This is a genomic window from Propionivibrio sp., assembly GCF_049316945.1.
Classification (GTDB): domain Bacteria; phylum Pseudomonadota; class Gammaproteobacteria; order Burkholderiales; family Rhodocyclaceae; genus Propionivibrio.
The window spans coordinates 1-7,384 of sequence record NZ_JBMOJE010000183.1 but is presented as its reverse complement, the minus strand read 5'-3'; the positions used below and the strand labels follow the sequence as shown (position 1 = coordinate 7,384).

Sequence of the window (7,384 nt, the reverse complement as noted above, 5' to 3'; positions counted from 1 at the left end):
ACTATAAACCCAGCAGTACCAGTGGGTTTGGCTTGTAGGGGTAAACAAAGCACGTTTAACCTGCTCTGAAGGCAGTGATAGCCAGATTTCATTGCGTCGCAAGAACCACGGTGTAAATGGCGGGTTGTAACGAGAAAAAACCGGTTCGCCTGACCAGGTAAGCCCTTCAGAGGTGAGTGTTGCCTTTAGCTTGTCCAGGTGCTCTGCGTAGTTATCGGCGGACCAGAATCCCGAGTAACGTATCGCTGCAATGCGTCTACCTGCCTCCTCGCGCAGCTTGACTCTCGAATCATTCGGCTCGGGTGCCGAGGCGAGCGTCACCCCCTTGGGCAGCACGAACTGCACGATCCAGCCGCCGACGACCGCCGTCTGGGTGACTGGCGCCGTCATCTCCAGCTTCACCGGGGCGACGGTCTGCGTTACCGGGGCAGTCATCGAAAAACTCCGCTCACCCTTGTTTTTTCCGAAGATGTAGCCTGCGAGAATAGGAAAGGCATCATTGCCTGCCGTATCGGCACTACCCTCGACAAGCACTTCGGCGACCACATAGGGCGCATACTGCCTAATCTCGATGTTGTTTTCAAGCTTGCGCAGAACTTCATGGTTAGGCTCTTCAGCGGCACGGGTCAAAATGGGCACCACCAGAAGGACGAAGGTGAATAGATAGAGGCGCATGGCATTCAGTCAAATAGAAAAGTGTAACTAAGAATGGCCTAAGAACCCGGAGTAATGAATTTTGCGACAATCGCATTATGGCGTGCTGGCCAGTTGCGCAGCGCCGCATCGTTGCTGCCAAACACACTCTCGAAGAAAGCGACCGAGAGTTCCTTGGTCGCGGCCTTTACCAGCGAATTGAGCGCTGCACCGCCGGTGCCAGTACGATCAGTGAACATGCTGTGGGACCCGCCGTCGAATACCGCAAGAACTTTGCGCGTGCCAGGCATGGCGTCGAAAACAGCGATTCTGTCCTCAACCCCCGAGTAGTACCCCGGAATGCGGATGATGTCTTCGGTCGCTGTAATGTGCAGTGACGGCACCCTGATTTCCGAGAGAATTCCAACCGTGTTGCTTTCACCGTAGAAGGGTGGTGCAGAAAGCAGAACGGCCGCCCTGAGACGCGGCTCATTAAGGTCAATGAGGTGATCCTGGCGCTCGATGCGCGCGCCAAGGGCAAGCATGACAGTATTGGCGCCGTAGGAATGACCAGCAGCAACAATGCGCCCGGCGTCGATCCTTAAGCCAATTTCTTTATCGGCGAGAATCTGATCAAGCGCAAAGCGCAGGTCGCCGACGCGAGCGATCGCCTCCTCTTCCTTGGCAGCTGCCTGAAGACGCCCGACAAGGCCGAAGAAGTTACCGGACCACAACGAACGGTCACTGCCGACATGCTGTAGGTGCAGACTGGCATAGCCGTGACTGGCCCAGTAGACACCGAGATAACTGTAGCCTCGTCGTGATCCACCCATGCCGTGCGAGAACACCACCAGAGGCAGTGTCTGCGCAGGTGCCGTCTGCGCCGGAAGATACAGCCGCACCGGAACAGCGCGGTTGCGCGCCGAATCGAACCAGTCGAAATCATGGGTAACGATCTCCGCAGCGCCTGCTTCAACGGCGGTCTCCGTTAGCGTGTTAACGGCGGGGACGGTCGCCGGCACCTCAACCATTTGGGCCGCTAGACGAGTCGACGCTAAAAAGAGCACAACAAACGTTGCGCTTGCGGCAGCAGTGATCCTTAACAAAGGCGTTTTGGACACGGGTATCACGTTCTCAGTTGATGCATTGGGCATGAGAAACTTGAAAAATCTCATGGTTAGAAAGTACTAACTAATAAGGCATTATTTTATTGACCGTTACTTTGGCCTGAAGTTTCGAGTCTACGGCGATCTGACTGAGGGTGTCAGCTTCCGTTGAGCCTATGTAGACATTCAGCCTGCTTGAGTCATCTGCAGAAAAGTTGCGAAGTTTTTCAGGCCCGACCGGGATAGCAGTGGGAGCATTCAGTGGGTGCAATATGGTATCGAGCAGTTGCCGGCCAGGAGCCGTCGGTCCATTGTTGGTCGCCGATTGCCTGCTTCAGACTGTAAGCGGTCTGATAATTTTTGAATGCCCAACGGCCGCTGTACTCTGATTCCTGCCTTTCGACTCCATCAGAGCTTGATGACAGCCACCGACCCATTGCCATCACTGGCGGTTTCTGACAGCGGTCATTCGCGGGGAAAGCGGTGACAACGAAAGCTGCCGTTCCAGACGAGACAGCGAATTTCTCGACCGAGTGGCGGCTTTAAGATCGGAACGGTCAGCGATGTAGGATTGCGTTCGCCGGCCCCGGCCAAGAGCAGTCGGGCAGCAGTATTTCAACAGGCTCGAAAGTCCCCAGCGCGCCGAAGTCGCCGGTCTGACCGAGCACTTGGACGACGACGTCGGCTTCGATGGTCTCCAGTTGACCGGTACGGACGAGATCGCGGCCTTCGCCGGGGACCATGGTTTCCAGCGTCAGCGTCTTGCCGTCGATGGTCCGTAAGTTCTTCAACAGCATGGGCGCAGACCGGCGTCAGGGATGCCGCTCACGCGGGATCCCGGTCGGCCGCCCCAGGTTCCGGTTTATTTCTTGGCTTCGCGTGAGAAATCGACAACCGCCGCAGCATCGAGGCCTTCTTGCGCTGGTGGCGCTTCATACGTTCCAGAACGTCTTCCAAAAACTTCACGGCATCGACGATGTAGGGCCCCTTGTTCAGCATCACGCATTCCGCGCGGCCGCTCATAGCGGCATCGGTTACTTCCGCGCGGGAGGGCATCCCCGTCTTGGCCATATTTTCCAGCACCTGCGTGGCCCAGATCACAGGCACATGCGCCGCTTCACACAACCACAGGATCTCCTCCTGCAACTCCGCCAACCGCTCAAAGCCGACCTCCACCGCCAAATCCCCACGGGCCACCATCACCCCGAGCGGCATGGTCTGCAAGCCCTTTAGCAGCAATTGTGGCAGATTCTCAAACGCCACCCGGTTCTCGATCTTCAGCACAATGCCGACATCGCCCGCGTCCAGACGTTCCAACTCGCGCTGCAGCAGTTCAATATCGTTGGGATGCCGGACAAAGGAAAGCCCCACCATGTCCGCATGCCGGGCGGCAAACTTCAGATCCTGAAAATCCTTGGGCGTCAGCGCGGGTAGATCAAGATCGGTATCGGGCAGGTTGATGCCTTTGTCGGAGCGTAGCTTGCCGCCGGCATGGGCGGCGTAGGTAATCTCCACCCTCATCTTGCGCTTGGTCACCGACTTGACGATGCCGCCGATCTTGCCATCGTCAAAGAAGATCCGCTCCCCCGCCCGGACAAACTTAAATACTTCGGGCAGCGTCGTCGGGATCGTCGCCGGACGTTTCACCCGGCCTTGATCGTCCAGTTCCCCCGGTTTCCCGGGAGTGGCCGGCCCGGTTACTTCCAATAGGTCGCCGCGTTTCAGCACCAGCGGCTGTTCCACCAACGGCAACTGGCCGATCTCACCTAGGGCCACCGGCTTGGCACCACGATAGGCCGCCGCCACCATGCCGGTTTCCAGCATAGCCGCCTGCGCGCTCTCCGCCCAACAGCCGCCCGCCTCACATGCGGTGATGGTCAGCGTCCGCTGACGGCCGCGCGTGTCGGCGAACCGGATCTTGTCCCGGACGCGAAGCTGGCTGATGACGATGCCCGTGAGCGGAACGACGGGGACGCCGGCGATGGGCTCCAGCGGGCCCGCGGCATCAGTCAGCCAGACGCGCGCCGGTTGCAGCAACTGGTCCCGCACGTCGCGTTTGGGCCGCAGTTTCAATATCCGCAGGCCGCCCTCAATCTCCCCGGTCCGAAGCTTGGGCCCACCCAAATCCATCAGGACGCGGCAGCGGCGGGAAAATTCACGGTTGGCGCGCTCCAGATTGGCGATCATCCCGCTCCAGGCGGCTTCATCATCATGCGCGCAGTTGACGCGCATGATGTCCATCCCGGCCCCAACCAGGTCACGCACCAGCAAATAGTCGCTGGCGGCGTTGGGAGGCATGGTCACCATCACGCGCACCGGATGGCTGGCGTGAGAGCTCCCCAAGAGGCGCTGCGTGTGGCCCTGCAGCAAGGCCGGGCCACTGCTGAAATCCACCGCCGCCGCGGTACGTTCCGGCTTCTTCTCTCCGGCCATTAACTGCAACGCCGTCCGGACCGTCAACAGGCTGGCTAACACATGCGCCTCGGTCCGCCCCAGTGAGGAAAGCCCGTAGGAGGAAAGCACGATCTGCAACGACCGTACGTCGTGCTGGCGCAGCGCCAGATAGTGGATCAGATTACGCGCGCTGGCCTGCTGTTCCGGCAGAATCTCATTCAACTGAAGGTCAAACGACTTCTCCAGCGCCACGCACCGGTCGATGACCGCCGTGACCGAATCAATGATGCGTTGAAAGGAACGGGAGTTCGTCATGGCGTGGCTGTAAGGGTAAGGATAGGAAATCCAACGGGCCTTCGGGGAGTATGGCTGACGTCCGGCACCGAAGTCAATCGCCGATCTTGGCTTTGTAGGGCGTCACGATTCGCAGAAAATTCTCCCGAATAGCACCCCAAGCACTGCCTTTGCGCCGGCAGTAGGCTGACAGAAATGAGAAGAGGCGCGACCACTCAGAAAACCACTCCCTGCGAAAAGTATCACCTAAACTGTATTCCCCGGTCATGAAGTTTCACTGACCGGTTACGCTGCACATCTGCCCGTCAGGCTGAAAAAAAGTTGATCACCCTCCGGCTAATGGCCGCAGAGCAACCACGAAAATGAACGGCCGGTTTGGAGCAGAAAATCCAGTGGCTGCTGTTGGGTGCTATGTAAAGCTTTGCATAGCGGCCACTATGCATAGATCTCAACTAGGCGTAGTTATATTCAGAAAAACGCGCCGGAACCCCGCTACCACTCATTTGGAAGCGGTGCGTCCTTTGCATAGTTACAGCGTTTAAAGGAACTTCATGAGGGCGCTTGGCTCACGGTATCCGCATCGCGATGCTTGCGGTGAGACCGGCTTGTGTTTCGAAGAAGATACCGTGAAATCGCGGCGCTGGTCCGATATCGCCCTTTGTAAGTAACTTGATGCGCAAGGCGAGAAAAACGGGTTTCACCAATAAAGGTCTCCAGAAGTAGAGCCTCGTCGGGTCTCTACTGCCGAAACTATGCCTAGAATAATTTCCGCTGACCTCGCCAAGAAGCGCTCTGTGCATGAGTCGAACCGTTCTGGTCCTTGCGATCTATCTCTAGTTGAGATCTATGCATAGTGGCCGTGAGGAGCCTGGCAACCGCATCGAATATTAGCACTTTGAACGGCGGGTTAACCCCGAAAGCGGCCATCAAACCCCGAGCATTTTCAGGGTCGTGAATGACCGCAATCGGTGGAAAAGCAGCCTGTGAGCCGAAAAAATTGAGTGTGCCAGGTTCAATGTCCGCTATCGGGTGGCTCGACCTATTCAACGGCCGGTTTGGAGAAAATTCGTCACCGTCCGCTTCTGGCCGTCAGCCGACCGCCATCAATTTACATTTACTGGCTGCTTTCGGCCGCAAAGCCGCCATTCGCTCCATAATATCACTTTCGCATTTCAAACGGCTGCTTCCGCGTTTTCTGCGTTCCCATCGAACGGCAGCTTTACAAAACCCCCGATGACCGCTTTGGGTCGGATGGGGTCAGCCACACCTGAAAACTGAGCGGCCGCTTACCAGCGGTAACCTGCCGTTCGAACAAAAAAAGCTCGGCACCGCAGCCAGCGGCGGCTACAGACTGATAGCGGCCACTCGGACGCGACGCAACTCCAACCAGTTTTATGCAAAATACGCTCTTCGCCTGTTTAGACACGAACGTCAGTTAACGTGCGTAAACCGGCCATTGATGAAAATTCCGAACTGAACACTTGACGTTACGAAGCATGACGGCCCTCCGCCACCCACGTTGGTCGATCAAGAGTGCGGCGTGGGTTAGGCATGCAACTGATGGATCGGCTGTACGGCCAGCCGCATCCCCATGGCCTTGAGAATCGCAGAAAGCGTTTTCAATTCAGGATTTCCCTGTTCGGACAACGTGCGATAGAGCGTATGGGCATTCACTTCTGCCTGGCGCGCTATCTCCTGAACGCCACCAAACGCTTTGCTGAGACTGCGTAGTGCCAGCATCAAATCGGTTTCGTCGCCATCGACCAGTACGGAGTTTAGATACTCCGCCGCAAGATCCGGGTCGCGGCGGAACATTTCAACAGTTGCTTCATCGTGAGTTCGGTGTGCTTTAGCCATTTCGCTTCTCCCAATCTTTCAAAAATCCAACTGCTCGGTCAATATCCCTGCTCTGCGACTTCTTGTCTCCGCCACTGGTAAGTAATATCACCTGATTGCCAACCTTTGCGTAATAGACGCGGTATCCGGCCCCCACATCAATTCGCAATTCACCGATGCCGTCCCGCAAGGACTTACAATCCCCAAACAAACCAGCCTCTACGCGAGCGATACGCTTGATGATAGCGATTTTCGCTATGCGGTCACGAAGACCTTCAAGCCAATCCTGGTAGAGATCGTTCTCGCTCTCGTCGAGGTAATGGATGATTTCGTACATGGCTATATTTTAGCTTATAAGCGAAGTATTGCAAGACTCGTCGCGTACCCATTTCGATAGAATTCCTCAGAATCAGAATCCGTTCAATCAAATATTGGTCTGTCACTGTCGCGCAATACAGGAACGACTCTTCATTTTTCAGAAATTGGCGATATTGATAATCAATCGCTCCTACTCATTGCCCATGGTTTTCGTCTGACGATAATCGAAAGGCAGCAATGTGCAGTAGACCGGCCACTCAAAAAACACCTGCCCGATTATTGCGCCGCCGGGAAAAAATCTCTGATCATATTCCTTGGCCGTCCGCTTACGCTGCAAAGCAGCCTGTGATCTGAAAAAATTGAGTGTGCCAGGTTCAATGTCCGCTATCGGGTGGCTCGACCAATTCAACGGCCGGTTTGGAGAAAATTCGCCACCGTCCGCTCCTGGCCGTTTGCCGACCGCCATCAATTAACACTCACTGGCTGCTTTCGGCCGCAAAGCTGCCGCTCGCTCCAAAATATCACTTTCGCATTTCAAACGGCTGCTACCGCGTTTTCTGCGTTCCCATCGAACGGCAGCTTTACAAAACCCCCGATGACCGCTTTGGGTCGGATGCTGTCAGCCAGCCGAAGAAGTTGATTGGCTGCTTCCAGTGTAGACCTGCCGTTCACTAAAAAATGCTCGGTGCCGCAGCCAGGGTCTGCTTCAGACTGACAACTGCCTGACGCCATGACTTTATCATGCGATATGGCTTACGAAAATGCCGTAGGTCGCTCACAACCCGAGTTGAAGCACCGCGAAA

General features: G+C 56.2%; 7 protein-coding genes. All 7 read right to left on the bottom strand.

Going from position 1 to position 7,384, the window contains the following annotated elements; all coding sequences use genetic code 11:
- On the bottom strand, positions 1 to 675 hold a 675-nt coding region (locus ACOYNV_RS24420; RefSeq protein WP_422902416.1), incomplete at its 3' end, for an SOUL family heme-binding protein.
- 38 nt (positions 676 to 713) lie between these two features.
- The gene (locus tag ACOYNV_RS24415; RefSeq protein WP_422902415.1) at positions 714 to 1,664 is read right to left on the bottom strand and encodes an alpha/beta hydrolase family protein; all 951 of its coding nucleotides are present in this window, start codon (positions 1,662 to 1,664) and stop codon (positions 714 to 716) included.
- A gap of 632 nt (positions 1,665 to 2,296) precedes the next feature.
- Positions 2,297 to 2,536, bottom strand: coding sequence for a hypothetical protein (locus ACOYNV_RS24410; RefSeq protein ID WP_422902414.1), 240 nt, complete (start codon positions 2,534 to 2,536; stop codon positions 2,297 to 2,299).
- Between the two features lie 28 nt (positions 2,537 to 2,564).
- Complete coding sequence (locus ACOYNV_RS24405; protein WP_422902413.1) at positions 2,565 to 4,448, bottom strand: pyruvate kinase; 1,884 nt, start codon at positions 4,446 to 4,448, stop codon at positions 2,565 to 2,567.
- 1,524 nt (positions 4,449 to 5,972) lie between these two features.
- Positions 5,973 to 6,284 carry a DNA-binding protein gene (locus ACOYNV_RS24400; RefSeq protein ID WP_422902412.1) on the bottom strand — a complete coding sequence of 104 codons (312 nt, stop codon included), beginning with the start codon at positions 6,282 to 6,284 and terminating at the stop codon, positions 5,973 to 5,975.
- Positions 6,277 to 6,600, bottom strand: a complete 324-nt coding sequence (locus ACOYNV_RS24395) for a type II toxin-antitoxin system RelE/ParE family toxin (protein WP_422902411.1) — start codon at positions 6,598 to 6,600, stop codon at positions 6,277 to 6,279. Before ACOYNV_RS24395 ends, ACOYNV_RS24400 begins: the two co-directional genes overlap by 8 nt.
- Positions 6,601 to 6,771: 171 nt before the next feature.
- Positions 6,772 to 7,047, bottom strand: coding sequence for a hypothetical protein (locus ACOYNV_RS24390; protein WP_422902410.1), 276 nt, complete (start codon positions 7,045 to 7,047; stop codon positions 6,772 to 6,774).
- Positions 7,048 to 7,384: the final 337 nt, after the last annotated feature.